Consider the following 26,118-nt stretch of genomic DNA (forward strand, 5'->3'; position numbering starts at 1 on the left):
CCGCATTTACCTTGCGGTATTTTTACCCAAACCGTAACGGGGGTTTACAGCAACTGCTTAAAACGCGGGTGCTGTTACTGCACTTTATTAACTGATAAGGTAATTAATACTTAGCAATAAAATTGCGTTTTAGTAACGATTTAAACAGGAGTCATTAATGGCAACTACACTGGCGTTTGATGTATACGGTACGCTTATAAACACCCATGGCGTTGTGTCGTTACTTGAAAATATGGTTGGTGATAACGCGCACGCATTTTCGACCACTTGGCGTGAAAAACAACTCGAATATTCGTTTAGACGTGGCTTAATGCAAAACTACGTGCCGTTTTCGGTGTGTACTGAGCAGGCACTTAATTATGCGTGTTTACTGCACAAGGTAACTTTAAGCGATGAGCAAAAAGCACAGTTATTAGCACGCTATAAAACCCTACCCGCATTTGATGATGTAAAAGCAGGGCTTGAGAGCTTAAAAGCACAAAACTATCGGTTATTTGCGTTTTCTAATGGTGCGGCCAGTGCGGTAAATACCTTGCTCGAAGCCGCAGGCATAAGTGAGCTTTTTGAAGGCGTAGTGAGCGCCGATGACATTAAAACCTTTAAACCCAACCCCGGTGTTTATAGTCATTTTTTACGCGAGGCAAATTCAACCGGCGCTAATACCTGGCTTATATCGAGTAACCCGTTTGATGTTATTGGGGCGTTATCGCACGGTATGCGTGCTGCGTGGATACAGCGCTCAAGTGAGGCTATTTTTGACCCCTGGGAACTTGAGCCTACAATAACGGCGTGCGATATACATGATTTAAAAACCAAGCTAGCCAGTAATAACCAATGATTTAGTGGGCAGGGGTTAAATTACACCAATGAAAGGCTAGGTTTGCGCTTACAAACCTAGCCGTTTTTTAGTCTTCAATTGCAATGGCAATTTCTATCTCGTTACTGCTTTTATAGTACTCAAAGTCGCTAGTGTAGGTGCGGGCATAACGGCAATCGTCTGAGCTGAAGTATTGCCAAATTTCGCCCCATAAATCGATTACTGCATCGGGCATTTCACCTTCACCTTTAAATACCAAATAACGCCCCGCTTGGGTGGTTACTTTTTTAGCTTCAGGGAGTTTAATTGATAAATTATCGCAGCAGGCAATTACGTCAAAGTCCCCAGTGAGATCGCTTTCGTAATTAGTATACACACCATACACTTTGGTGTTTTCTGTAAGGCTGTTGGCAAACTTTTCACCAAATTTTTGCCAAAGTTCAGCTATATTTGCAGTGCCAGCATTCATTTCATTGGCGTTGCAGGTTCTTACTTTTAAGCCGATTAAGGTCTGACTTGCTAATTGTTTTACTTCCATCATGACGTCCTTTAGCGTTAATACAAACACCAACGTAACAGAAAAACCGCCAATACTTTAAATTTTGTATTAAATATTTCATAAACAGTGATTATTAACCTCAATTGCGTGTTTATTGCTCATGTTTAAATAGGTGCCAATCGCTAAACGTAGCTTTGCTACCGCTAAAATAATTGCTCAACTTCCCTCTTTTTTAACTTTATTTTTGCATGTAATGCTTGTCGTTTAATAATATGGCTTATCGATTTTGTTAAAAATATACGACAAGCTTATTAGCTCTAATTAAAAAAAAGTTGCTATCTAATCTTTTTTCATTATTGTAAATAGAAATCATTATCATTAAGATCCTTGCACCTAAAAAGTGTACTCAAGGAATGTTGATGTGTCTCAATCTCACGTGTTAAATATTAATACCATTGAAAAACAGGCTGTATTTGAACAAAGCGGCCTGCCCCCACAATTCAATTTAGAGCAGTTCATTAATTATCAAATAGCGTCATTGCAAGGGCTGTCGGCAGTACAGCAAGCGATGGCTAAAGCCCAAAAGCCATTTTCAGGTGTGTCGGTAAATACGTTAGCAAAAGTAGTAAACGATGTTGATTTATCAAAGCCTTTGGCTGACTTTCCAGCGGTGCTTGAAGAGCTAAAAGGCGTGTATTTAGATCATGCCGTGTATTTTCATCATCCTCGCTACATGGCTCATTTAAACTGCCCTGTAACCTACCCTGCTGTGGTGGCCGAACACATTATTGCTGCTATTAATACCTCAGTAGATACGTGGGATCAAAGTGCAGGTGCGACCTTAATTGAGCAAAAGCTGATTGATTGGACATGCCAAAAAGCAGCATTGCCAAGCACTGCCGATGGGGTATTTACTAGTGGCGGCACGCAATCAAACTTAATGGCTATGTTGGTTGCTCGTGAAGTGGCTGTTAGCCGCTATGCGCCAGAACATCAGGTAAAACTTCAGGGCTTACCAGCTGTTGCCTCGCGCTTTAAAATTTACTGCTCTGAGGTGGCGCACTTTAGTATTCAAAAAGCAGCGGCGTTATTGGGCTTAGGTTACGACGCCGTGGTGCCAGTGGCTACAAACAGCGAAATGCAAATGGATATGGAGGCACTTAAAACCGCCATAGCAACAAGCAAAGCGCAAGGTGATTTACCCATTGCAGTGGTTATTACCGCAGGCACAACCGATTTTGGCTCAATCGATCCAATCCATAATATTGCCATGCTAGCTAAAGAAGAGCAGCTATGGTGCCACGTAGATGGCGCTTATGGTGGCGGTTTGTTGGTGAGCGAGCACCACCGCAATACGCTTAATGGCATTGAGTTGGTTGATTCAATAACGATTGATTATCACAAATCATTTATGCAACCGGTTAGTTGTAGTGCCTTTTTATTAAGCGATAAACGCCATTTTAGCCACATTACTTTATATGCTGATTATTTAAACCCATTAGCAGAGGCCGGTAATGGCACGCCTAATTTGGTAGATAAAAGCCTACAAACCACTCGCCGTTTTGATGCCTTAAAGTTATGGCTAACACTGCGCACCACTGGAGAAGCACCGCTTGGTCGCGCGTTCGATAAAGTTATTGGCCTTGCGCGCCAAACGCATATTGTACTTAACGATCACCCCGACTTTGAAGTAGTTAACTACCCTGAGCTTAGTGCCTTGGTATTTAGATTTGCCCCTGATGATTTAAAACATGACCTTGATTTACTCGACTCTTTAAACTTGCATGTACGACAAACGTTTTTACAAACCGGTGAAGCCATGGTTGCCCGTACAAAAATAAGTGGCCGCCATTACCTTAAATTTACATTGCTTAATGCGCAGTGCCAATTAACAGATGTACGCGCTGTTATTGAGAAAATTAGCCACATTGCATGGCAAACTTATAGGGAAATTGCATAATGGATAATCAACCTTACGATTTTATAGCTATTGGCCTTGGCCCATTTAACTTATCTTTAGCGTGTTTAAGTGAACCGCTCGAAGATGTAAAAAGCTTATTTTTAGAACAACGCAGTGAATTTGATTGGCACCCAGGAATGATGCTTGAGGGCGTTACATTACAAACTCCGTTTATGTCGGATTTAGTAACCATGGCAGATCCAACCAGCCAGTATAGCTTTTTAAATTATGCCAAATTAAATAATCGTTTATACCCGTTTTATATTCGCGAAAGCTTTTTTTTATTGCGCCGTGAATACAACTTATATTGCCAATGGGTTTGCTCGCAGCTTTCAAATGTTAACTTTGAACAAACAGTCACTCAAGTTGAGTTTTGCCCGCAAAGTGAGTGTTATACCGTTAGCTGTAACACCCCTAATGGCATACAACATTATGTGACTCGCCATATTGTTTTGGGCACAGGGCCTGCACCGTATATTCCTGATTGCGCTGTGCAAAGTAACTCAAATAACGTAATGCACAGTAGCGATTTTTGTCATCGGCTTGATGAATTAAAAGCGGCTAAACGGGTTACCGTGGTAGGGGCTGGACAAAGTGCAGCAGAAATTTACCACACCTTATTGCAGCAAGCAGTACCGCAAGGCTTGCAGTTAGATTGGATAGCACGCTCACCGCGCTATTTTCCGCTTGAGTATACTAAACTCACCCTTGAAATGACCTCTCCTGAGTATGTAGATTACTTTTATAATTTAAAAACTGAGCAGCGAGATTGGCTCAATCAAAACCAAAAAAATCTATTTAAGGGCATTAACGGCGATTTAATTAACGACATTTTCGACACCCTCTACGCACAAAGCCTTGATGGGCCAATTTCCACTACATTTAAAACTAACAGCAAGCTAACAAGCACTCAAAAAGTAGGTAAGCGTTTACTGACTGAGTTTTATCATCAGGAGCTTGAGCAGCCCTTTTCAATAGAAACCGACTTTTTAATTTGTGCTACAGGCTTTAAATATCAGCGCCCTGCTTTTTTAAATAATATTGCCCATCAACTACCCCAAGATGAGCAAGGTCGTTATTTAGTGAGTCGTGAATATGCGGTAGATAGCGAACAAAAACGTATTTTTGTACAAAATGCCGAGCAGCATACTCATGGTTTTGTAACTCCAGATTTAGGTATGGCTTGCTACCGTAATAGTATTATTTTACGTGAAATTTTAGGTTATTCGCCTTATCAGGTTGAGCAAAAAATTGCTTTTCAAAACTTTGATTTAAGCGATGTCACCCTATCAACACAACAGCAGAGTAGCGCCGCATGAGTCTTCGTTTAGCGCTAATTTTGCTGACGGTTATTTCGGTGGTATGCGATACCTTGTTGCTACCGTTTTATCCGCAATTTTTTGCTAGTGAATTTGCTATTAGTAACGCCACTCTAATCGGCCTCTTTGTGGCTAACTGTTGTATTACTGTAATGCTGGCTTTACCGCTATGGGCTAAGGTCGCTAAAAAATACAATGAGTTGGCTTTGTGGTTAGTAACCCAAGTGGTAGCCGCTGGTTTTGGCCTGCTTTGCTACTTTGCTACCAATGTGTGGGAATTTTGGATTTACTACCAACTAATGTTGGTGCTAAAGGCAAGCTACCTACTTATATACCCATTTGCACTGCGATTAGAGCAACAAACTAAGCATTTATCTATTATTGGTTTGTTTTCTGTATTGATGCATTTTGGTGCGATTGGTGGTGCTTTAATTGGTGGTTATTTCTTTAGTTTAGCTGAGCCACGCTATGCGTTATTACTCAGTAGTGCCGGTGATATGGTGCAGGTTTTATTGTGTGCCTACTTAATGTATTCATTAAAAACCGGTATTTATCAACAAGCAATAGCGACTGAAAAACCGCGAGAACGTATTCCCTATTTTATTTGGCAATTTTGCTTTTTAAGTGTGGTGGTTTATTTTAGCGCGTTTTTAATTCGCCCTTTCTTTACTACTCATTGGCAAGCATTAAACGCACAAAGCAGCACCTTGCAAAGCGCTGTTGTATACGCCATTCCTGCTTTTGCAGCGCTTGTTATGCTGGTTTTTAACCATTTCAGGCAGCATCTACCACTGCCAACATTAAGCCGCACTAGCACTTTGTTATGTGCACTTATTTTAGGGGCGCTTGGGCTTTATTTACAAGCGCAGGCGTCGGTGGGGTTAGTGATTTTATCACGTGTTTTATATGGCTTTGCGCTATTTCAAGTGATGGTACTACTAGAGGTAATGCTATTTGCTAAAAGTGAGCCTGCACATTACGGCAGCGACTTTGCCAAAGTGCACATTGCTCAAAATGTCGGGGTTATTTTAGCGTCGTTACTAGTGGGTATGAGCGTAGAGCATCTTTCAACTACGGTTGTGTTTTACTTTGCTGCCATTGGCTTTGCAAGCCTTGCCTTTATTTTGCTTTGGCGGGTTAAGGCTGTTGCTCGAGCTGCGCGTTCAGCGTCTTAGTTTTTAAGATTTATTGGAGTTTTTATGTATTTTTCATCTTTTGTAACCACCCTACAGCATACCGGCAAAGTGACGATGCGGTTATTACAACAAACAGATATGCCAACAATATGCGATTGGCTTAAGCAACCGTATGCGCACTTTTGGGGGATGCAGCAGCAAACCGAGCAACAAATAACTAAAGTGTATCAAGCTATTATTGATACGCCTCATCATCAGGCATACGTGATCGAGCAAAATAATAACCTATTGGCTTTAGTTGAGCTTTATAGCCCTGAGCACGAAAGCTTAATGAAAGCGGCGTACGAGGTGGAACCGAATGATGTGGGTATGCATATTTTATTAGCGCCTAACACGGCACCTAAGCGCCATTTTAGTTTTGAAATGATGCAGTGCGTGCTGCAAAGTATTTTTGCTCAAAACAGTGCCGCCCGTGTTGTGGTTGAGCCCGACATTGCTAATAGTAAAATTCATACGTTAAATAAACGTTTGGGGTTTGTGCATACCCAGCAAATTCAACTGGGCGAAAAAGCCGCTTATTTAGGCTTTTGTAATAAAGCAGCCTTTGATAGGCACAGCCAACTATTTACTGATTCGTTAGCGCCTTTGCAAACTGATTACGTGATACAGCCACATTGGCAATGGGCAAATCGGCATTTACAAGCTAAAGCACTCACCGAGCTAGTGCACGAGCGTTTATTGGCCGCAGAGACAACAAAGCGAGGCTTTAAAGTGAATGTTGAAGGCGGTTACTTTATTTTTAATGGCCGTGCTATGGCACTAAACCACATTGATATAGACGAGCCAAGCTTATGCTTTTACAATCTTAACGAAGAGCTGCAACCACTAGATGTGTTGCACTTTTTTAGTATGCAAGGGCCTGCGCTAGGTTTAACGGGTAAGCGCCTTGCCACCTACCTTGAAGAGCTAAATGCTACTTTAGCCAGTGCGTGCTTTAAACGTGAAAATAACACGTTAACAGCGGCGCAGTTAGCTAATTTAGGGCTGCAAAAAATAGAAGCCGCAATGAGTGAAGGGCATCCTGCCTTTGTTGCTAATAATGGCCGCATTGGTTTTAGTAAAGCTGACTTTTTACGTTATGCGCCAGAAGTAGGCAAACCGTTTAAAGTACTGTGGTTAGCAGCGCATAAAGCGGTATGCGACTTTGCCCATAGTGAATACTTTGCCGATTACCCAAGCCATATAAGTGATGAGCTAGATTTAACCACCCGAGATGCGTTTAACAAAGCGCTAAAAGCTCAAAACCTAAACCCCGGTGATTACTTACTCATTCCTGCTCACCCTTGGCAGTACCAACATAAATTGAGTGTGGTATTTGCAAATGAGTTGGCAAATCAGCGATTAGTGTATTTAGGTGAAGGTGACGATTTATATCAAGCGCAACAATCAATTCGGACCTTATATAATTGCTCGCACCCGCATAAGCCGTATTTAAAAGTGGCGTTGTCGATTTTAAATATGGGATTTATGCGTGGCCTATCGCGTGCTTACATGGCGGTGACTCCTGCCATTAACGATTGGGTATTTGAAAAGGTTAGCCAAGATCAACAACTCGCAGGCGCTAATTTTACAGCGCTTAGAGAATACGCCACCTTAGGTTATGCCCATCATACGTTTGAGCAACACGCCCTTGGGGATACACCCTATCGTAAAATGTTTGCCTGCTTATGGCGAGAAAACCCAAACCATAATTTAAATAGTGATGAACAACTGACCACCATGGCAGCGTTATTACACTTAGATAATAATGGCCAAAGTTTAGTGGGCGAATGGATAGCGCAAAGTGGTTTGAGCACGCAGCAGTGGTTACATGAGTACTTTAATGCCTATTTAATTCCGCTAGTACATTGCTTTTACGCGCATAAATTAGTGTTTATGCCCCACGGTGAAAACCTCATTTTAAAGCTTAAAAATTCGGTGCCAGTGGGCGCATATATGAAAGACATAGGTGAAGAGGTTGCCTTACTTAATAGCACTGAAGTATTGCCTGCAGGGGTTGAACGTATTCATGTTTCTATGCCTAAAGAGCTTGAGCTGTTAAGTATATTTACCGATGTATTTGACTGCTTCTTTAGATACTTAGTGGCAATTTTAGTGCGAGAAGAGCGTATTACAGAGCATGACTTTTGGCAGTGTGTTACGCAAAGTGTTAAAGCATATCAACATGCTAACCCTGCTTTAAATGAGCGATTTAAAGAGTATGACTTTTTTAGTGATGAGTTTGCTCACTCTTGTTTAAACCGCTTACAGCTGGGTAATAATGAGCAAATGGTTGATTTAACGGATCCGGCAGGTAGTTTGCAGTTTGCTGGTAACTTAAACAACCCCGTATCGGCAAAGCTGTATGGCTAAACCGATTACCCTTGCGCAGTTTTTATATTGCCATCAACCCGTACAACGAACTTTTAAACCGAGCTTATTATTAGTGCGCGCTTTAACAGTTCGTTGTAAGGCGCAGTACCCGACTGCGCCTAAGCAATTTATTAGTCGGCATTTGTATTTGCAGCTTTGTTGGCAAGCTATTTACGCTTATTGCTATTGGTTTGCTTGCAAGCAAAGTACGGCTGACCCCATTAACATGCCGTTAGCGGTAAATGGCGCTTATTGTCGTGGGTTTAACCTGAATAATGACGTGTTAGTAAGTAAAGCTGAGCAAACCAAAGCGTTTACTCATTTTATAAGCCAAGTTGGTGAATGGGTAAATACCGACTACGCGCTGGGTAAAAAAGAACAAGCACGGTTATTACTCGATTCGTTAAGTAGTGCTATTGAGCGAGCTCATAGCTTAGCCCTTGCAACCACTTTACATATCAATAATTGCCATCGTCAGCTGCATACCCTTATTTGTGAGCACTTTAGCCTTGATGCGCCATTTACTGAAAACCCCCAGCGTTTAACCTGTTGCCGCTATTATTTAGCCGGTTATAGCAAATGCCAAACCTGCCCTAAAAAGGATATTAAAACCAATGAACCAACGTCTTAAAACGATTGATCTTGCGCGTGGTGCGAGCGTTTTCATTATGATTATTGTGCATACCTTATGGATGTATGCCACCACAGCGCTTCAAAGTGAAAGCGCATTTGGTACGGTTGTACATATACTTGGCAAAGGCACCGCCTCGTTTTTGGTGGCAATGGGGCTATCTATGGCGCTTTCGCGCAGGCAAACACCCTTGCTATTAATTAAGCGTGGTTTACAGCTTTTACTGCTTGCCTATTTAATGAATGCGGCCAAGTTTTGGCTACCTATTGAAGTATTTAATACCATGCCCGAGGCGTTTATAAATGCTTATGGCTGGCAAAGTCCGCTCAGTGCTGGGCAGTTACAATTTATGGTGTTAACAGGTGATATTTTACAACTGGCTGGAGTTAGCTTATTGCTGTTTGGTGTGCTTAATATTGCCCGTTGGAAAACAATATGGATTGCGGTTTTAGCCATTGCAATTGCAGTTATGAGCCAGTTTGTGAGGGGGCAACAATTTACGCTTTCACCTTATATTAGCGATTTGTTTTTTGCTAATAACTATCAAGTGTATTTTCCGGTATTTCCTTGGATAAGTGCGATATTAACGGGGTATGTACTTGGTCGTTTATACCTTAGTAATCAACAAAATGCCGATTACTTATATAAAGTATGTGCACAACTTGGTGCTGCTTTACTTGTTATTGGCGGCATATGGTTAGCCATTGATTTTAAAGGACAGTTTGGCAACTTTTTCCATTTAAATGGCGGCGGTATTAGCTATTTAGTTGGCTTAAATTTATGTGCCCTAGCGGCTATACAGTATATTTTTGCTGATAAATATAATGGTCCTATTACACGTGCTCTTTTATATGCCAGTAAACATGTAACCGCGCTATATGTTATTCAATGGGTACTTATTTGCTGGTTTATGGGGGCGCTTGGTTATCATACCCTTAGCCTTTGGCCGACACTTTGTATGATGGTACTAATGACTTTACTGACTTTTGCTGTGCATAAGGTTTATTTAAAAAGCAAACAGAGCTTCACAGACATTACGCAAAAAACTAAACGTACAGCTTAAGCTGTAAAGGGGCTTTACGGGCGCTGATTTGGGTGCCCTAGCCTGCTTTTATTGCGTTAATAACGCTATGCATACGCTTTGCTAATGGTCTATTTCGGTGGTGACACACATAAATATTTTCGCTAATTGGTTTGGTTAAATGATGCGTTTTAATAAGCGCAGGTTTATTAAAAGCACTTACTGCGTGTGCGGGTAAAACCGTAAAACCCAGCCCTAAACTTACCGGCTCCAGTATTAAACTTATTTGGTTAGAAAACCCCGTTTGCTTAATTTGATCAACATATTCAAATTCTGGGAAATTTTCACTTAATAAAAGCTGTGCATGATGTTTTGCATCGGGGTGGCTAATAAAACCTAGTTGATTTAATGCGCTCCATGTTGGGTTTTCTATATGTGCGGGCGTTACTAATAATAGGCATTCTTTACCAATTTTGTGGCTGGTAACTTCACTAAGGGTAGGCGCTTGAGTTAAAAAGCCAATATCGGCACTATGATTGGCCACTGCTTGTTCAACACTGGTATTTGGAGCAAAGCGGTAATCTATAATTAGCTCCTTGTACTCTACTTGCAATGCTAATAGTTGATTGTAAAACTTTAGCCCGCAACTGCCTGGCGACTGTATTTTAACTAAACCGCTGTAAGGTGAATCATCTTTTAATTGCTGCTCTAAAAACTGCCATTCTTTGAGTAACTGACTACCCTGCTGATATAAATTTTGACCCTGAATAGTAAGCGTAAATTGTTTACCGTGACGCTCAAGCAAGGCGCAATCTAGTTGCTGCTCTAACTTTTTTATATGTTGGCTTACGCCTGACTGGGTCATATAAAGGCGCTCGGCGGTTTGGGTAAAATGATTTACATCAACTAAAGTACAAAACGTGTTTAACCATGTCGGATTTATCATTACAAAATATACTCAAAATGATGATTAATGATAATTTTACTTAATGTTGGTCAATTCGTAAACTAACTCCATCAACTAAACATAGTTAAGTAGGAGTATTTATTATGAGTCATACATATCCACGTAGTTTTTCGCACATTGGTATTTCAGTACCGGATGTTGAAAAAGCCGTAGAGTTTTACACTAAGGTGATGGGCTGGTACACCATAATGGAGCCTACCGTGATCACTGAAGATAACAGCCCAATTGGCGAAATGTGTACCGATGTATTTGGTCCAAATTGGGAAAAATTTAAAATAGCGCACCTTTCAACAGGCGATCGTATTGGTGTAGAAATTTTTGAATTTAAAGACCAAGAAAACCCTAAAGACAACTTTGAATACTGGAAAACCGGTATCTTCCATTTCTGTGTACAAGACCCAGATGTAGAAGGCTTAGCGGATCGTATTGTTGCTGCAGGTGGTAAAAAACGTATGCCAGAGCCACGTTACTATTACCCTGGCGAAAAGCCGTACCGCATGATCTACATGGAAGACCCGTTTGGTAACATCCTTGAGATTTACAGCCACAGCTACGAGCTTATATACAGCGCAGGCGCTTATTAAACTTAGCTAGTCTAAAAAAGTTTAGCTAAAAACAAAGGCCGCAGTATTTATTACTGCGGCCTTTTTGTGCCTAAAAAGAATACATTGCCTAGATGTATTAGTGCTGATAACGTGATAAAACAAAACTACTTATAACTCCATGTTTGAAATTAAGGACAATAATGAACATTTTATTGGAAGATATCACCTCTGCTAATTACGAAGAGGTATGCGATTTAGACGTTACCGAAGCGCAACAAGAATATGTAGCGTGTAATATGTGGTCGCTTGTTGAGTCTCATTATAATGTTGGGCATACCTGTAAAGCTATTTACCAAAATAATGAGCCTGTAGGCTTTTTTATGTGGGTGCAAGAAACCCCTACAAAAGTTTCTATTTGGCGTTTTATGGTAGATGAACATCATCAAAATAAAGGTATTGGCCGCCAAGCACTTACCATGGCAATTGCAGAGATTAAAACGACTTCTAAGCTTGAACAAATCGAGATTTGTTATAACCCGAAAAACCCTGTTGCTAAGGATTTTTATTCTAGTTTTGGGTTTGAAGAAGTTGGCCTAGATGAAGATGAAGAAGATATGTTGGCCATTATTAATATAAAAAGTTAACCCAATTTTGTTTAGCGCGTTGCTTATTGCCATAAAAATTAGTGCTGAGTAAGATGTGGAGGATGTTGCAGTGCTAAATTTTTTAGCTGTGTAATGCATGAAAGCGCTAAGTCATGATATTCATCGTCACTATACAATATCTCGTTTAACAGATTAATAGATTGTATGAGTGCATTGTGCGCAGCACTTTGTTCGCCTAAAAAGTGAAGTGTGGAATAAAGGCGCTCTGTAAGAGAGGTAATTTGTATGATTTGCTGTTTATTCGCACAGTTATACATTTGAGCTAATAAGGACGCACTTTCAAGTGCACACCCCAAGTATGGCAATGCTTGTGCAAATTGGTATCGTTTAAACAGCGCTTCGCCACTTAGCTGTGCGTTTTGAATATCTATAATTGCTTGTTCTGGTTGACATAAAACATGTTGTTTGTGTCGAGCACATAAAAAAGGTAAGGCCATGGGGCGTTCCATATCTGTATATTTTTTAAGACTGTAAAACAGAAACCTCTAAAAACCAAATGATAATTGTTTTTATTTGTATTTGTGGGTTTGAAGCAGTTTGTTGTGTATACTAATGTCATTGTTTTGATTCTTATTTTTATAAAAACCGATATGAAAAACCCATTTTTAGCACTTCTTTTACTCAGTGGATTATCAGGCTGCAGTATAAACACAGTATCAGTATCTCAAAATTCATCCTTGTATAATTATGGGCTTTATAATGCAAAGGGTCAGCGAGTTAATTCAATATTGTCAGAGTCCACGCTTTTGAATGCCGATGTTGTTTTAGTCGGTGAATGGCATACACACCCCGGTGTGCACTTATTTCAGGCTCAGCTATTTCAGCAATTAAGCACACAAAATAAGCCTATTGCCTTATCGCTTGAGCAATTTAGTCGCGCTGATCAGCAAACACTAAACCTTTATCTTGAGAGTAAAATAGGTGAACAATACCTAATTGATAATACTAAGGCTTGGCCTAATTATAAGAGCGATTATCGTGCGTTAGTGGAATTGGCGAAGATACAAAATAGCGATGTAATAGCTGCAAATGCGCCTAAGCATATTGTTACCTGTATTGGTCGCCAAGGTATTAATTATATTAATAAACTCGACCCACAACAGCGTAGTTTTATTGCAAAAGAGATAGATACTTCTCCAAGCCTTTATAAAGAACGCTTTATGCAATCCATGCATCATGGAACGGCGAGTAAAAACGAAAAACTTTACGCCGCGCAAGTTACTTGGGACGAAACCATGGCTGAGTCTATCGTTAACTATATTAGTCAAAATAAGGGCACGCAGGTTATACATTTAGCTGGTGACTTTCATGTGAGAAATGGTGAAGGCATAGCGCGGGTAATTAAGCGAATTGCCCCAGAGCTTAATGTTGTATGGGTTTCGCCAGTATCAAAGGTACAATCTGAGCAAAGTGGTTATCAATTAGAAGTTAACGCTTTGCCTGCTCGCTATGTGCAAAAAGCACATCAACAAGCTGCATTTAAAGCTTTAGCCAAACGAGGGGAGAAAACACAGTGCCAATAATAGGTTGGCACTGTGTTTGTGTAATACACTTTTTAATATTTACTTAAGCGTAAATGTGCCTTTCATCATGGCGTAATGGCCAGGAAAAGAGCAAAAGAAAGTGTAATCGGTTCCGGCGGTTAAGCCGCTGGTTTTAAAAGTAACGTCGGTTGTTTTACCGCCGCCAATAATGTCTGTAGCACCAATCACACGACTATCATTAGGCTTTATGTAGTGGTTGCTAAGCCCTGCAGCGTTGCCATCTGTGATAATACCTTGCATGTTTTAATCGTAGATAGCACCCAGTTATGACCCATTACATTGGCAGGTAATTTACCGGTGTGGCAAGGGCGTGTTGATCTTTGATGGTTGAATTTGCAGCAGTGTGTTTGGTTTTTAGGCAAGACAGAGCCTATGAAGTGTGGTTATTCCACATAAATAGGCGATAACGCAGCATAAATACCAAACATGCGCTGTCCTTCGGGTTCTGCCTAGGGGCGATAAACTCATTGTTGCTCGATTTTTACTTAGCCCACCAGGTTACAAATCTCGCGCCGCGACTTAATCGCCCCTAGATTGAACAAATTCCAATCCGCAAAGTTCAACACGCCCTATGCTTTACGGTCACTTGCTTACAGCTTTTAGGGGCGCTTAGTGTTTTAGTTGAAAACTGCATCATATCGTTTGCATCTATATTTAGTGTGCATTCGTCTGCATATGCAGCATTGGTACTCAGTAGCAGTGTAGTGCTTAGTAAGGCTATTAATTTTTTCATACTGTCTGTGCTAGTTGGTTTGAGCTGTTTCGAGCTTGATTTGTTAAGGCTACAAGTGCTTTTCGCACGGCTAATGGGCTATCGCACTCGTTCGCAAAATTAATAAAGTAATTACGCTTGTGGCTTTGTATATAAAAGCCTGTGGGTAGTAGGCCGCTCATTATTGGGGTGTTATCGGCTACGTTATAGTGCTGCATTAATATCAGCGACATAGCATCTTGATGATCTTCATTCATATGAGTGATCATGCTTTGCTGCTGGCTTTCATCCCACTTTTTAGGCTGAGCTTGCCACTCGTTTTGCTCAAGCCAAAATATTTTTCCAAAACCGCCAATATAACGCACCCGTACTACATCTAATTGCCAAAGCTGAAAATCATGCGCATTGCGATAGCTTGCAGCCTCAGGGTACAAAGCTATATATTTATCAAGTAGCACTTCGCTTTGCTCTTTTGCCACAATAGAGCCATCACCTACGAGTGTTACTCGCCCATGTTCGTTTTGATCGCCATAATCGGCGGCATCAAAAATAGTCAGACTCATGCGTGAGTCCTGTTTTAAATTTTTGGTATGCTGAGCTATGTCACTAATAAAAAAGTAGATGCGACCTTGTTCGTCACACATATAAGGTGTAACAGAGCCAAACGGATAGCCGCGTAAATTATTTGAAATGGTCGACATTACGCCGGCATGGGTTTTAAAAACGAGCGTACGTGCGTCGTTTAATGCTTGTTCTCTCATGAAAACTCCTGACGTTGAGAAAAAACCATGGGCGCATCGTTATAAGGGTGAGGGTTAACGTGCAATTTCATGGCGTACATTTGTTGTAAGTTTTGTGCTGTTAAAACGGTATTTATAGATCCGCTTTGCAGCACTTTTTGGTTGTGTAATAAAATAGCGTTGGTTGCATAAAGGCTTGCTAAATTAAGATCGTGTATAGCAATAATGGCGCTGTTTCCTTGCTCTACAAAGGTTCTAACACAGCTAAGTAAAGCATGTTGATGACGCATATCTAGCGCTGATGTTGGCTCATCGAGTAACATTAATTTAGGCTCAGTTTGCGCAGTAAAAGCATCTAACTGGGCTAATGTGCGCGCCATATGAACACGCTGTTGTTCGCCGCCTGAAAGCGCACTCATTCGACGTGTTAGGTAATGGGTTAAATCCATAAGTGAGGCATATTTTTGAACTTTATTGGCTTGTGTTTTAAGAGACTCTGTATAGGGATAGCGACCCATAGCAATGAGTTCAAATACACTAAAATCAAAGCCAACATGGTTACTTTGCATCATTACAGCGCGCTTGCTAGCTAATTGCTCTTTAGAAAATGAATGCAAAGGCTTGGTATTAAATAGTATATCTCCCTCAAAGGGATGCATGCCTGCCAAAGTATGCAGTAAGGTTGATTTACCTGCACCATTTTCGCCTATCAGAGCGACAAGTTGTCCTGCTTGGATATTGCCGCTAATACCCTCTAAAACACGATGCGTGTTAAAGCCTATATTGAGGTTGTTAAACGTGATCATGACCAATCTCGCTTATTTTTAATGATTAAATATATAAATAGTGGAGCCCCAAGTAACGCCGTTATAATGCCTATCGGCAGCTCCGCAGGCATAACAACCAAGCGTGCTAACCAATCTGAAAGTAGCAACACAATCACACCTAAAAGCATACAAAGTGGCAGCATATTTCGTAAGTGTGGGCCAACCATGAGGCGTGCGATGTGAGGGACAACTAAACCAACAAAGCCAATTAAACCTGTTAGCGCAACCACCGCACCAACACCCAATGCAACTAATATAATGACGTATAATTTAAGCTTGCTGGTATCGACGCCTAAGTATTGAGCTTGTGATTCACCGATAAGAAGTAGATTCATTGGCTCTTTTAATCGCCATAGCCCGATAAGGCTCAGTAAAAGCAAAGGACTCGCCTGTTTTATATTATCCCAGCTCGCACCGCCTAATGAGCCCATGGTCCAATAGTTAATTAACCGCAGTGCGCTGTCATCGGCATAAAAACTTAATAGCCCAATAACAGCGAATGCCAATGCATTAATGGCGACACCGACTAATATAAGTGTATTTATATTAATTTGTTTTTGTTGTTTTGAGACTAAATATACCAGCGACGTTACTGATAGTGCGCCCAAAAATGAGGCATACGGTAAGTAGTGTTGGGCGTTAAAATTAAATTGTGCACTAAGGGCGATAAAAGCAACCGCGACCATTGCAGCGCCTGCGCTTATACCAATAATAGAGGGATCAGCAAGCGGGTTACGACACAGCGCTTGGGTTGCAGCCCCTGTTTGTGCAAGTACTAACCCCACCATCACTGCAAGTACAAAACGAGGCAGGCGTATTTGTGTAACCACATTGATTTGTAGCGCATCAAATTGACTAAAATGTTCAGGAGCTAGCCATGCAATCGCTAAACGCCAATCCCATCCTGCTGCTCCATAACCTATGCTAAGTAATGCTAAAGCAAAAATGCAGCCATAACTTAATAGCATCCACTTATGCGGATTACTGAGTGTTATGGCGTTAAAACGATTCAAAGTTAACGTGCTCATAAGCGTGTTTTATACTCATGCAATGCTTGAATCGCAGTTGCAATACGCGGCGACATGCCCAGTGAAAGTAAGCTGTCCATGACCAGTAACTGACACTCTTGCGCTGCTTTTAATAAACGTAGTGTAGGTTGCTTACAAAAGGCTTGTTTCCCACCAAGGCTTTGCACAACATGCGCTGGCGCCACTAAAAAATCGGGCTGACTTACAGCCAGTACTTCACTGTTAATTGCTTTAAAGCCTTTATGCGTAGCAGCTATATTGGTAATGCCCGCATAATTAAACAGTAAGTTGGGCACCGTTTCTTGCCCTGCTGCGACGAGCCCACGCTCATTAGCTGAAAGTAAAAATAAAGCGTTGTGAGTCTGTGTTTTTGCTTTAGTAGGTAACGATTTTTTTATTTTAGTAATCAGATTTTGAGCTTTTAGGTTTGCATCTAAATCACTACCAAGGTGCTTAATTAGCGCAAGCAGTTCATTTACAGATGTCGGTTTTTTATAGTGAATAACCTTCACTCCGGTCGCTTCTATTTGCTTTAACGCCTGCTCTCTTCCTGCACCTTCAAGTGCAAGTAACAAAGTTGGGCGCATTGAAAGCACTCCCTCTGCGGCTAGATCTCGATAGTAGCCTACCTGTGGCAACTGTGTTGCTTGTTGCGGATACATACTTGATTGGTCAACCGCTACTAAACTATTTTGTTTTTCTAGTGCGTAGATTATTTCAGTTAATGTGCCGCCAGCACTGATCACACGGTCTTTCGCGAGTGCTGATTGAGTGGCTAAAGCCAGAAAAAAAATTAGGTACTTCATAACAAACTCCGATTTTATTTTTTAGTATTATAACCATTTTAATCTAAATGAAAATGATTATCATAATCAATTGATCTTGTTTTGGGTTAGTTGTACCATTTAAAAGTAAATAATAACTATTATCATTTGGAGTGGAGATGAATCCCTTTTCTTTTAAATTTACAGCATTAGCCTCTTTGTTAATTAGCTCTGGTAGCGCACTGGCCGAAAATGTTATTGACGATCATATTGTGGTTAGTGGCTCTCGTTTTGAACAAAAGCTTGAAGATGTGACTGGCTCAGTAACGGTTATTACCGAACAAGATATTGAGCGTCAGCTCGCTGTAGATTTACAAACTATGTTTAAATACGATCCAAGTATCTCAAGTACTGGCAGTGGCGCAGGCGCGCAAACATTAACTGTACGGGGTGTTGGTGGCAATAGAGTTGTTTTTATTAAAGATGGAAGACGCACAAACGATGGCTACGCTGGCGGCGGCGGTTATTTAGTGGGTCGAAACTACTTTGATGTTGCAGGTGTTAAACAAGTTGAAGTTGCAAAAGGGGCGGCATCATCGCTATATGGTTCTGATGCACTAGGGGGGATTGTAGTAATAACAACTAAAGACCCGAGTGATTATTTAGCGGATCAACAAAGCTTGGTAAAAGTAGCGTTAGGCTACCAAGGCCAAAGTAATCAGGTTGCTGCTGATATTACAGCAGCAAAAGATTTAGGTGACTTTGCTATTAGCGCTGTTTATAGCCATCGCGATAGTGAAGAAGTACAAAATTACGTTGAAGATTTACCAGGTTACGATGCCCGCTCGGACGCTTTGCTGCTTAAAGTTGAGCAAAAGCTTGATGAAAAACGCACCCTTAAGTATACCTTAGATTACTTTAATCAAACGACAGAACAAGTAATCTCTCCATCCATTCAAGAAACCGAAGACGAAGACACAAATATCTCATTTGGACTCGATTATGATTCAGATATGGCAACAGCTATATTTGATAAATGGTATGGGCAACTATCTTATAGTCGATACGAGCAACAAAGTGACCAAATAAGCGCAGCTAGAAATTACATCGATTATAATGACTACGGGTTTGAGCAAGATATTCTAGGCCTAAAAGCGGTATTTAGTAAGGAAGTTAAAGGAGTAAATACCGAGCATGAATTTGTTTATGGAGTAGATATTGATTTATATGATACTACTCGACCACGCTTAAAAACCCGTGTATTAAATGATGGTACTGTTGATTTTACGAATGAAAAACAAAAAGCATTTCCTGGCGCCGATACTTCTTTAGTTGGTGTATATATGCAAGACAGTATTAAATTTAATGAGACTGATTGGTCGTTAGTTGCGGGTATTCGTTACGATTATTATGCACTTGAAGCAAAAAAAGATGCGCTATACGCTGACATCGAGCTTGATGATATTACCGAGTCTGCGTTTTCACCAAAGCTGGGTGTGATTTATCAGGTAGACGATAATTTATCTTGGTATGGGCAATATGTTCGAGGCTTTAAAATACCGCCACATGACCAAGCTTATCAAAGCCATGGTGTTGAGCCATTTTATCAAATATTACCAAACGCAGATTTAGACCCTGAAAGCAGTGACTCATTCGAGATCGGATTAAGATACGCAAGTAGCGATATTAGTGTAAATCTAAGTACTTTTTATGCTGCCTATGATGACTTTATCGAAACAACAATCGCGGGTGTTGAACCAACTTATATTCCTAATGTAAATAAAACATTTTACCAATATCAAAATATTAGCGAAACCCAGATCAGCGGTGTAGAAGCTGGTATTGCTATGTATGTTACCGACGATATTTTATTAGAAGCCAATGTTGCTTACGTAGATGGTGAAAACAAAGACTCTGACCAGCCACTCACTAGTATTAGCCCGTTAAATGGTTCTATATTAGTAAGCACTGAGTTTGGCAATGTTAATTGGACCGCTGCTTGGCGTTTAGCTAAGGCGCAGTCTGATGTAGTACTTGATACTAATGGTAATAAAACAACACAAGGTAACGGTTATGGTGTTGTTGATTTATATGCAAATTATCAGTGGCAAGCATGGCAAATGAATGTAGGTTTACTTAACCTACTCGATAAAGAGTACGTACCGTTTGAACTTATTGCTGGTCAATCCAAAGGTACTGATTTTAGCCAATATAGCCAACCAGGACGTAATGTTTCGGCTCGGATAAGCTATCAGTTTTAATTAATATTAAAAGTTGTATATATACCAATCGGCATAAATATCTGAATAATTTAACGGATTGAATTTTTTTATGTCTAAGCTGATTGGTATATAAAGCACTAGAAAACACTGCGTATTGCACCATAGTGTAAAGGGGGTTTACGTCTCTATAATTTTTGTACTGCTCATATATTTCAATAGCACTATGCATGCATTTTCAAAAGAGTGCGTTTAAATCAATATTGGTTTACTAAAGGCACTTATGGCATGCGTATTCAACACCAGAAACCTAAGCTAATTATAAAAAGGAGATATCAGCTCGAACAGGTTACATCACTCATATCAAAAGTATGCGTTAAACCATCAGAATTTTTATCAATTACTATCAGATTATTCTTTTCAATGTAAAACGTATATTCGCGCATCCAATTGAGTTTAGCAATTCGCTTTAGCTCATAACGGCCAAATGCTAGCGGGCAATTTAAATACGCATAATGGTAGGCTTTCCCCATTGCCCCAGGGTCTGCGGTGTAAATATAAATAGTACGATCAGTAAACGTGCTTTGTTTGTGAATATAATCAGGCGTTGATAATGAAGAACCATTGACTAAAATCCCTAAACACAAAAAAGGAATTTGTATTACACCGACTAATGTAAGAATGATATAGAACAACCACTGGGCTATTTTATTTTTAATTATGCTTTTAATTTTTTTAGGTTTGGTGAAAAGCAATATTAAACCCGTAATTACCAACACTAATTTTATATAAAGTAGATTATGGCTTAATGTATCCATAAGCCGTGGTGAGTGCCAATTTAACCCCCATAGCGCTCCACCATGCATGCTTTCTAGGAATGGTAACAATAAACATGCAGAAATAAGAAAAATAATTAACGAGCTATTATTGCTGCTTGTATCCATTTATTTTTGTCCTTTAAATCTAACCGGAGTCGCTGTATTTTAGTGTGATATTTATAACATGTTTTATAATACAGCGTACCTAAAATGTCATAATGCAGACAGCTATTTTATGATATGAAAGTGACTGTAAAGGGGGTTAACAGCGGCTATGTATTATACAAAAAAATAAAAAAAGCGCCTTAACCACTACATTAAGACGCTTTGGATGAAAAACTATAAATAACTAGACGTTAAAATAGCTAATCGGGACTATGAAATTGTTAGAATTGATAGGCCAATGACATCTTAAATTGAGTAGGCGCACCTGGGTAAACCCATAATGCGTTGTAGCTACTTTGGGCATATTCTTCATCAAAAATGTTGTTAACACTGATATTTAACTTGGTGCGCTCGGTTAAATTTACTTGTCCAAAAATGCCAACTAATTGATAACTCGGTAAGTTAAATGTTAAATCGGCGGCATCGCCTAATCGTTCACTGGTGTACTGATAACTAGCCCCTAGCTCAAGCTCTTTACCAAGAACGACCGTTTGATGGCTAAGCGTTAGATTTAAGTTATTTTTAGGCACATTTACTAATGGGCTGCCTTTTTTGATTGGCACGCCCCAATCAGCATTTATTATGTCGTTTGCAGTACTGGCATCTATATAAGCGTAAGATAAATTAAACTTTGTATCATCAGTAATGTAAGTACTTAAATCGAGTTCAACACCTTTACTGTTTGCTTTACCAATAGGCGCTGAAAAGCCAACGTTTACAGGGTCGGCTACTAACATATTACTTTTAGTGGCATCAAATAATGCCAGGGTACCCGCTATGCCTTGGTAGCTAAATTTAGCGCCTACTTCAATTGAGTCACTGTATTCAAAGCCAAATGGGTCGCCACTTGCATCTGTGCCACTTAATGGTAAAAAGCCTTCAGAGTAACTGCTGTATAAGGTTACAGCGTTGTTTAGCTCGTATACTAAGCCTATTCGCGGGCTTACCTGGCTCTGTGAGCTACTTGAAAGCACAGCACTTTTGGTTTCTAAAATGTCTTGATCTACGCTATCGAACCTAAGGCCAACTAATAGCTTAAATTTATCAGTCAGATCCATTTGATCTTGAACGTATATACCATAAGCATCTTGTTGTTCGTTGTTTTCGTAGAGTAAACCTACTTCAGGACGCGCAACGTTATAATTAGGTTGATAAATATCAATTGTGTAGGTGCCGTTACCGCCGCGATAACGATAAAGTCCAGTGCGTAAGTCGTATTTGTATGCGTCGGCTCCCATTAATAAATGATGGGTAATGCCTGCGGTATCAAAATGCCCGCTTAGCTCAAATTTAAGGCTGGTATCATCAACTTCATAATCGCGGTAGCGCTGTTGGCGGGTAAGTGTGCGGCCATCATCGAATAATGATTGGCGCGAGGGTGCAAGTTCAGCATCAGACGAAAACCCAGTTAGTGTAGAGCTGCGGTAGTTTGCGCCTACAACGAGTGACCATTCATTGTTTATATCATGATTTAAAGTCACTTGGTGACCACGAGAATATACTTGCGTGTCACCATCGTTTGGATTGCCTAAATAGCGTGAGCTAGGAACAGTATTAAAATTATCATTAAGTACAACAACCCCACGGTCAAATAGCTGGGCTAAATCAACGTATTCAAATTCATAAGTGATGCTGGTTGAAGCGTTTATTTGATGATAAATAGATGGCGTAATCACCTTTTTATGGGTGTACACCTCATCGCGGTAGCTGTCGCTATCTTGCCATGCGCCATTTATTCTAAATGCTGTGTTATCGTTAATGCCGTTTGTATAGTCACCTTCAACGCGATTAAAATTATCACTACCTAAGCTAAGTTTTAGCTCACCCTGTTGCTCAAATTGAGGTTTTTTGGTTACGATATTTACTGTACCGCCGGGTTCTGAGCGGCCATAAAGTGCAGAGCCTGGGCCTTTTAATACTTCAATGTACTCAATGTTTGATACATCACGAGGGCCGCTGAATCCGCGTCCACCGCTAAAACCATTAATTAAGTAACCCGATGGCATGTTTTCGTTACCCGATAATCCACGAATCGAAAAGCTATCCCATAATGCGCCACTGTTATTTTTACGTGAAATACTGGCAGAAAAATCCAGCGCATCTTGTAATTGAGTTATTCCTTTTTGATCAAGTATCGCGTTATCGAGGGTTTCGATTGATTGTGGCATTTGCTTTTGAGGAATATCGCCTCGGTAAGCTTGTTTATATGTAACCGCAATTTTCTCTATTGGTTGACTTTGGGCAAGGCTTTGTGCGCTTGCACTTAAGCAGGCTAAGTAAATTAATGAGTACTTCATAAAATGCTTTTTAGTAACGTTATATTATAACCAAAACTATAGCATGTGTTACTTTATAACAAAATGTTTTTTTGCGCTCTATGTGTGCGTCTAATTTTTACACTAGCGACTATGCAGCTATCACGTTAAGATGGATAAAAATAACACAATAAGAACAATATAATGTTAACAAAAACAAATGCATTAATTTACTTTTTAGCGTTTAGTAGTGGCTTTAGTATTATGGGAATAGAGCTATTAGGTGGGCGAATTTTAGCGCCTTACTTTGGCAGTAGTGTGCATATCTGGGGCAGTATTATTACTGTATTTATGCTTAGCTTATCATTTGGGTATTTACTGGGGGGAAAGCTGTCTATTCGTCATCCTTCGTTGACCAAATATGGGTTAATCTTTTTAGTTGCCAGTATTATGGTACTACCCATTGCTTTGTTTGCTGAGCCAATTATGGCATTTATTTTTTCGCATATTGAAGACAGTCGCTATGGCTCGTTACTCGCCTCAACCGCGTTATTTTTTATACCCACCATTATTTTAGGCATGATCTCGCCCTACTCTGTACGTTTGCTGGTTACCAATAGTGAGCGCAGCGGCCAAGTGGCTGGCGGCCTTTATTTTGTAAGTACCTTAGGCAGTGCGCTGGGCACCATTATTACCTCTTTTTATATGGTACTGGCGTTTGATGTTAACACCATTATTTTAGGTTTTGCTGGTGTGTTAGGCACGCTTGGGCTAATTGCTATTAGCTTTGATAAACTTAAAGTGCGAGAGGTCGTTTATGCACAAGCTTAAATTATTGTTTATTAGTATAATGGCGCTGCTATTTTCAGCTCATAGTATGAGTAATGTGGTGCATAAAGAGCGCTCTTTATATCGAAATTTACTCGTTGAAGAAACTGGCGATTTACGCTGTTTAAAGTTTGATGAAAAAACCCGACAAAGCAGCCAAAGTTGCATGTACATTAGCGACCCTAAAAAACTGGTATTTAATTATACTAAGTTGGCTTTTTCTAGTTTATTACTGATTGATAACCCTAAAAATGTGCTCATTATTGGTTTAGGTGGCGGTACGCTTTCTAATATGATTCATGAGCTATACCCAAAGGCACACATTGAAAATGTTGAAATAGATCCTTCGGTAATTAAAGTGGCGCGCGATTATTTTAACTTTATAGAAACCGATAACGTAACTACTAAAGTACAAGATGGGCGTATTTTTATTAAACGTGCGGCGCTTAAAAGTCAGCAATTTGATTGGATTATTTTAGATGCGTTTAATGGCGATTACATTCCTGAGCACTTACTCACAAAAGAGTTTTTTGAAGAGATAAAAAGCGTATTAGCCGAAGGCGGAATTGTGGCTGCTAACACGTTTTCATCAAGTAAACTCTATGAGCATGAGTCGGCAACCTATCATGCGGTATTTGGCGATTTTATTAATGTAACAGCCAATAATAATAGTAACCGTATTATTTTAGCCGGTTATAACAAAACCCCTACAGAGCAACAAATAGCACAGCGGGTTAAGCAACTAGCTCCGTTACTTGCCCCTTATGATGTCGATATAGAGGCAATTAGCCAACGTATGTTTTTCACTAAAGATGGTAAGGACTGGCCAAGTGATACTAAGGTGCTGACTGATCAATACTCTCCCGCTAATTTACTTAACTTTTAGCGGCTGATATCACATGGTCACTTATATCCGGTGACCCTAGGGTATTATTAAAAAGATAATATTTTAAGGAAACGGCAATGCACATTCACTTTATTATTCATGAACATTTTGAAGCGCCAGGCGCTTATGAAGCTTGGGCTAAAATGAATGGCCATACGTTGTCTTATACCCGTATTTATTTAGCTGAACCCTTACCTCAGCATACCGATGATATCGATTTTTTAATCGTAATGGGTGGGCCACAATCGCCCGCTACATCGCTTGCAGAATGCCCTTATTTTGATAGCAAAAAAGAACAAGCCTTTATTGCCAGTGCGATCACGGCAAACAAAGTGGTGTTAGGCGTTTGTTTGGGGTCGCAATTAATTGGTGAAGCGTTAGGCGCGACTTATCAACCTAGTCCAGAAAAGGAAATTGGTAAGTTTGCAATTACCCTCACTGATGCAGGTTTGAATCATCCGTTATTTAGCCATTTTGGCAGTGAGCTTAATGTGGGGCATTGGCATAACGATATGCCAGGGCTGACTGCTACGGCCAGTATTATTGCCTATAGCGAAGGTTGTCCAAGGCAAATAGTCGCTTATAGCGATTTAGTATTTGGTTTTCAATGCCACATGGAATTGACCACCGAGGTGGTTACCCTCCTTATTGCCAACGATGATTTAACCAATGCCCATAATTACCGCTTTGTTGAACAGCCCGAAAAGCTCTTAAGTCACGACTATAGTGAAATGAACAATAAGCTTTATACTTTCTTAGATAAGCTTGCCGTACACTATTTATCTAAATAATACTTATTTACGTGAAGTTAAAATACCAAATATTTACTTAGCCTGCTAACTAATGCTAAAATTTGCTGGATATTCACAAGCAAGAGTTCCTATGAGTAGCACTATTCCTTTTCATGAAACACTCGATTTAACCTTATGCGGCAATATGGGCCGAGTGCACCGCTTATGTCGAGAAGCGGTGACACTGGCGGTTGAACCCTTAGGTTTAACTCAGTCGCGCTGGACGGCAATGATTCACTTACATCATTTACCTTTAGGGGCAACACAGCAAGCGTTGGCGACCAGTTTAGGTATTGAAATGCCCTCATTAACGCGCACCATTAAGCAATTAGAGCAGCAAAATCTGGTTATTCGACAAGTTGATGAACACGATAAACGCAGTAAAAAATTGTACTTTACCGATGAGGGTATAAAGTTATTAGAACATTTAAAAGAGCTAACAAGCGATATTAAACAGCGTTTATATGCCGGTTTAAGTACTGAGCAACTTGATGGTATGGCGCACAGTTTAGTGCAAATGGAAGAAAACGCGCGGCGTTGTATTGCAAGCTTATCTGGAGATAAATAAG

Annotated in this window: 25 protein-coding genes and 1 pseudogene; 15 read left to right on the forward strand and 11 right to left on the reverse strand. The window is 40.2% G+C overall.

All coding sequences use genetic code 11. The annotated features are described in order from the left end of the window. Positions 1-157: 157 nt before the first annotated feature. A complete protein-coding gene (locus KK487_RS16695) occupies positions 158-838 on the forward strand; it encodes a haloacid dehalogenase type II (protein ID WP_036955556.1) in 681 nt (226 codons plus the stop codon). 67 nt (positions 839-905) lie between these two features. On the opposite strand, the gene KK487_RS16700 is transcribed toward KK487_RS16695, so the two are convergent. Beyond that, positions 906-1,355 carry a GyrI-like domain-containing protein gene (locus KK487_RS16700; protein WP_013462788.1) on the reverse strand — a complete coding sequence of 150 codons (450 nt, stop codon included), beginning with the start codon at positions 1,353-1,355 and terminating at the stop codon, positions 906-908. A 382-nt stretch (positions 1,356-1,737) separates the two neighbouring features. Between KK487_RS16700 and KK487_RS16705 the strand changes: the two genes are divergently transcribed. The 6 genes from KK487_RS16705 to KK487_RS16730 are packed head-to-tail and all read left to right on the forward strand — an operon-like array spanning position 1,738 to position 9,837. Then, entirely contained in the window at positions 1,738-3,276 is a 1,539-nt protein-coding gene (locus KK487_RS16705) for a pyridoxal phosphate-dependent decarboxylase family protein (protein WP_036955554.1), read from the forward strand. Further along, complete coding sequence (locus tag KK487_RS16710) at positions 3,276-4,595, forward strand: lysine N(6)-hydroxylase/L-ornithine N(5)-oxygenase family protein (RefSeq protein ID WP_036955552.1); 1,320 nt, start codon at positions 3,276-3,278, stop codon at positions 4,593-4,595. The genes KK487_RS16705 and KK487_RS16710 overlap by 1 nt, the downstream gene beginning before the upstream one ends. After that, positions 4,592-5,770: an MFS transporter gene (locus tag KK487_RS16715; RefSeq protein ID WP_036955551.1), complete on the forward strand. Its 1,179-nt coding sequence runs from the start codon at positions 4,592-4,594 to the stop codon at positions 5,768-5,770. The genes KK487_RS16710 and KK487_RS16715 overlap by 4 nt, the downstream gene beginning before the upstream one ends. 24 nt (positions 5,771-5,794) lie before the next feature. Continuing rightward, positions 5,795-8,143, forward strand: a complete 2,349-nt coding sequence (locus tag KK487_RS16720) for a GNAT family N-acetyltransferase (protein ID WP_036955550.1) — start codon at positions 5,795-5,797, stop codon at positions 8,141-8,143. Beyond that, positions 8,136-8,774 carry a hypothetical protein gene (locus KK487_RS16725; RefSeq protein WP_036955548.1) on the forward strand — a complete coding sequence of 213 codons (639 nt, stop codon included), beginning with the start codon at positions 8,136-8,138 and terminating at the stop codon, positions 8,772-8,774. Before KK487_RS16720 ends, KK487_RS16725 begins: the two co-directional genes overlap by 8 nt. Then, positions 8,758-9,837 carry a heparan-alpha-glucosaminide N-acetyltransferase domain-containing protein gene (locus KK487_RS16730; protein WP_036955546.1) on the forward strand — a complete coding sequence of 360 codons (1,080 nt, stop codon included), beginning with the start codon at positions 8,758-8,760 and terminating at the stop codon, positions 9,835-9,837. The genes KK487_RS16725 and KK487_RS16730 overlap by 17 nt, the downstream gene beginning before the upstream one ends. A gap of 37 nt (positions 9,838-9,874) precedes the next feature. Here KK487_RS16730 and KK487_RS16735 read toward each other — a convergent pair whose 3' ends face one another. Beyond that, on the reverse strand, positions 9,875-10,741 hold the full coding sequence (locus KK487_RS16735; RefSeq protein ID WP_215522218.1) for a LysR family transcriptional regulator: 867 nt from the start codon (positions 10,739-10,741) through the stop codon (positions 9,875-9,877). Positions 10,742-10,845: 104 nt separating this feature from the next. On the opposite strand from KK487_RS16735, the gene KK487_RS16740 reads away from it, so the two are divergent. Continuing rightward, positions 10,846-11,346, forward strand: coding sequence for a lactoylglutathione lyase family protein (locus KK487_RS16740; protein ID WP_008130525.1), 501 nt, complete (start codon positions 10,846-10,848; stop codon positions 11,344-11,346). A gap of 161 nt (positions 11,347-11,507) precedes the next feature. Beyond that, positions 11,508-11,951 (forward strand): GNAT family N-acetyltransferase, encoded by a 444-nt coding sequence (locus KK487_RS16745; RefSeq protein ID WP_033103202.1) that lies wholly within the window; start codon positions 11,508-11,510, stop codon positions 11,949-11,951. Positions 11,952-11,989: 38 nt separating this feature from the next. Here KK487_RS16745 and KK487_RS16750 read toward each other — a convergent pair whose 3' ends face one another. Continuing rightward, positions 11,990-12,409, reverse strand: coding sequence for a hypothetical protein (locus tag KK487_RS16750; RefSeq protein WP_036955543.1), 420 nt, complete (start codon positions 12,407-12,409; stop codon positions 11,990-11,992). 153 nt (positions 12,410-12,562) lie between these two features. Between KK487_RS16750 and KK487_RS16755 the strand changes: the two genes are divergently transcribed. Then, positions 12,563-13,495: a ChaN family lipoprotein gene (locus KK487_RS16755; protein ID WP_036955592.1), complete on the forward strand. Its 933-nt coding sequence runs from the start codon at positions 12,563-12,565 to the stop codon at positions 13,493-13,495. Between the two features lie 42 nt (positions 13,496-13,537). Here KK487_RS16755 and KK487_RS16760 read toward each other — a convergent pair. The 6 genes and pseudogenes from KK487_RS16760 to KK487_RS16785 form a co-directional block, all read right to left on the reverse strand. Beyond that, a pseudogene (locus KK487_RS16760) lies at positions 13,538-13,878 on the reverse strand (hypothetical protein); the annotation flags it as partial. A gap of 197 nt (positions 13,879-14,075) precedes the next feature. Beyond that, positions 14,076-14,249: a cupredoxin domain-containing protein gene (locus KK487_RS16765; RefSeq protein ID WP_235190268.1), complete on the reverse strand. Its 174-nt coding sequence runs from the start codon at positions 14,247-14,249 to the stop codon at positions 14,076-14,078. Next, entirely contained in the window at positions 14,246-14,989 is a 744-nt protein-coding gene (locus KK487_RS16770; RefSeq protein ID WP_036955541.1) for a HugZ family pyridoxamine 5'-phosphate oxidase, read from the reverse strand. The genes KK487_RS16765 and KK487_RS16770 overlap by 4 nt, the downstream gene beginning before the upstream one ends. Continuing rightward, positions 14,986-15,774 (reverse strand): heme ABC transporter ATP-binding protein, encoded by a 789-nt coding sequence (locus tag KK487_RS16775; RefSeq protein ID WP_051894367.1) that lies wholly within the window; start codon positions 15,772-15,774, stop codon positions 14,986-14,988. The genes KK487_RS16770 and KK487_RS16775 overlap by 4 nt, the downstream gene beginning before the upstream one ends. Further along, positions 15,771-16,823 carry a FecCD family ABC transporter permease gene (locus tag KK487_RS16780; RefSeq protein ID WP_024602445.1) on the reverse strand — a complete coding sequence of 351 codons (1,053 nt, stop codon included), beginning with the start codon at positions 16,821-16,823 and terminating at the stop codon, positions 15,771-15,773. The genes KK487_RS16775 and KK487_RS16780 overlap by 4 nt, the downstream gene beginning before the upstream one ends. After that, positions 16,820-17,629, reverse strand: coding sequence for a heme/hemin ABC transporter substrate-binding protein (locus KK487_RS16785; RefSeq protein WP_036955535.1), 810 nt, complete (start codon positions 17,627-17,629; stop codon positions 16,820-16,822). Before KK487_RS16785 ends, KK487_RS16780 begins: the two co-directional genes overlap by 4 nt. 137 nt (positions 17,630-17,766) lie before the next feature. On the opposite strand from KK487_RS16785, the gene KK487_RS16790 reads away from it, so the two are divergent. Further along, positions 17,767-19,848: a TonB-dependent hemoglobin/transferrin/lactoferrin family receptor gene (locus KK487_RS16790; RefSeq protein WP_036955532.1), complete on the forward strand. Its 2,082-nt coding sequence runs from the start codon at positions 17,767-17,769 to the stop codon at positions 19,846-19,848. A 293-nt stretch (positions 19,849-20,141) separates the two neighbouring features. Here the strand turns inward: KK487_RS16790 and KK487_RS16795 are convergent, their stop codons facing one another. Continuing rightward, the gene (locus KK487_RS16795; protein WP_036955530.1) at positions 20,142-20,750 is read right to left on the reverse strand and encodes a hypothetical protein; all 609 of its coding nucleotides are present in this window, start codon (positions 20,748-20,750) and stop codon (positions 20,142-20,144) included. A 260-nt stretch (positions 20,751-21,010) separates the two neighbouring features. Next, entirely contained in the window at positions 21,011-23,086 is a 2,076-nt protein-coding gene (locus KK487_RS16800) for a TonB-dependent siderophore receptor (RefSeq protein ID WP_036955527.1), read from the reverse strand. Between the two features lie 162 nt (positions 23,087-23,248). On the opposite strand from KK487_RS16800, the gene KK487_RS16805 reads away from it, so the two are divergent. From KK487_RS16805 to KK487_RS16820, 4 genes are all read left to right on the forward strand, one after another. Beyond that, entirely contained in the window at positions 23,249-23,875 is a 627-nt protein-coding gene (locus KK487_RS16805) for a fused MFS/spermidine synthase (protein WP_036955524.1), read from the forward strand. Then, positions 23,862-24,758: a spermidine synthase gene (locus KK487_RS16810; protein ID WP_036955522.1), complete on the forward strand. Its 897-nt coding sequence runs from the start codon at positions 23,862-23,864 to the stop codon at positions 24,756-24,758. Before KK487_RS16805 ends, KK487_RS16810 begins: the two co-directional genes overlap by 14 nt. Positions 24,759-24,835: 77 nt before the next feature. Further along, positions 24,836-25,549 (forward strand): type 1 glutamine amidotransferase, encoded by a 714-nt coding sequence (locus KK487_RS16815; protein WP_036955519.1) that lies wholly within the window; start codon positions 24,836-24,838, stop codon positions 25,547-25,549. A 91-nt stretch (positions 25,550-25,640) separates the two neighbouring features. Continuing rightward, complete coding sequence (locus KK487_RS16820; protein WP_008110790.1) at positions 25,641-26,117, forward strand: MarR family winged helix-turn-helix transcriptional regulator; 477 nt, start codon at positions 25,641-25,643, stop codon at positions 26,115-26,117. Position 26,118: the final 1 nt, after the last annotated feature.

This window comes from Pseudoalteromonas sp. SiA1, assembly GCF_018732205.1.
In the GTDB taxonomy this organism is placed as follows: domain Bacteria; phylum Pseudomonadota; class Gammaproteobacteria; order Enterobacterales; family Alteromonadaceae; genus Pseudoalteromonas; species Pseudoalteromonas tetraodonis.